The 1,326-nt window shown below is 69.5% G+C and carries 1 protein-coding gene; it reads left to right on the top strand.

Translation table 11 applies throughout. The annotated features are described in order from the left end of the window. A partial coding sequence (locus G6N77_RS19475; protein WP_165183825.1) for a CoA-acylating methylmalonate-semialdehyde dehydrogenase occupies positions 1-1,326 on the top strand: 1,326 nt, incomplete at both ends.

The following is a 1,326-nucleotide window of genomic DNA, read 5'->3' as shown; positions in this document are numbered from 1 at the left end:
CAACCCGGCCACGGGTGCCGTGTCCGCCCAGCTGCACCTGGCCAGCCGGGAGGACCTGGACGCGGCGGTGGCTGCGGCGAAGGCTGCCAGCGAGGTTTGGGGCGAGTATTCGCTGGCCAAGCGCACGGCCGTGCTGTTCAAGTTCCGCGAACTCGTCGCCTCGCATGTGGATGAGCTGGCGGCCCTGGTGACGGCCGAGCACGGCAAGGTCCTCTCCGACGCGGCCGGGGAGATCGGCCGCGGCCTGGAAGTCATCGAGTTTGCGTGCGGGATCAACCAGCTGCTCAAGGGCGCCTATTCCGACCAGGCCTCCACCGGCATTGACGTGTTCTCCTTCCGCCAGCCCGTGGGCGTGGTTGCCGGCATCACCCCGTTCAACTTCCCCGTCATGGTGCCGTTGTGGATGTGCCCCATCGCGATCGCCGCGGGCAACGCATTCATCCTCAAGCCCTCCGAGCGGGACCCCTCCGCCCCGATGCTGCTGGCGAAGCTGTGGACCGAGGCGGGCCTGCCCGACGGCGTCTTCCAGGTGCTGCACGGCGGCAAGGACACCGTGGACGGGCTGCTGACCCACCCGGACGTGGACGCCATTTCCTTTGTCGGCTCCACCCCCATCGCGAAGTACGTCCATGAGACGGCCACGGCGCACGGCAAGCGCGTCCAGGCCCTGGGCGGGGCGAAGAACCACGCCATCATCCTGCCCGACGCCGACATGGACAACGCCGCGGACCACCTCTCCGCCGCCGCTTTCGGCTCCGCGGGGGAGCGCTGCATGGCCATCTCCGTCGCTGTCGCCGTCGGCGGTGCCGCGGACACCCTGCTGGGGAAGGTCCGCGAGCGGGCCGAGGCCATCAAGGTTGCCGAGGGCACGGAACCTGGCGCGGACATGGGCCCGGTCATCACGGCCGCGTCCAAGGCGCGGGTGCTGAAGATTGTGGGGGAGGCGGCCGACGCCGGTGCCACCCTGGTCGTGGACGGCCGGGACTTCACCGTCCCCGGCAAGGAGGACGGCTACTGGGTGGGCCCGACCCTCCTGGACGGCGTGTCCACCGACATGACCGCCTACACGGAGGAGATCTTCGGTCCGGTCCTGGCCGTGCTCCGCGTGGACACGGTGGAGGAGGGCATTGCCCTGATCAACGCCAACCCCTACGGCAACGGCACCGCCATCTTCACCTCCTCCGGCGCGAACGCCCGCAAGTTCCAGCGCGGCGTGCACGTGGGCATGATCGGCATCAACGTCCCCGTCCCGGTCCCCGTGGCCTACCACTCCTTCGGCGGCTGGAAGAACTCCCTCTTCGGCGACAAGCACATCTACGGCGAGGA

This window comes from Arthrobacter silviterrae (assembly GCF_011045165.1).
Lineage (GTDB): Bacteria > Actinomycetota > Actinomycetes > Actinomycetales > Micrococcaceae > Specibacter > Specibacter silviterrae.
This window is presented reverse-complemented; position numbering and strand designations above follow the sequence as displayed.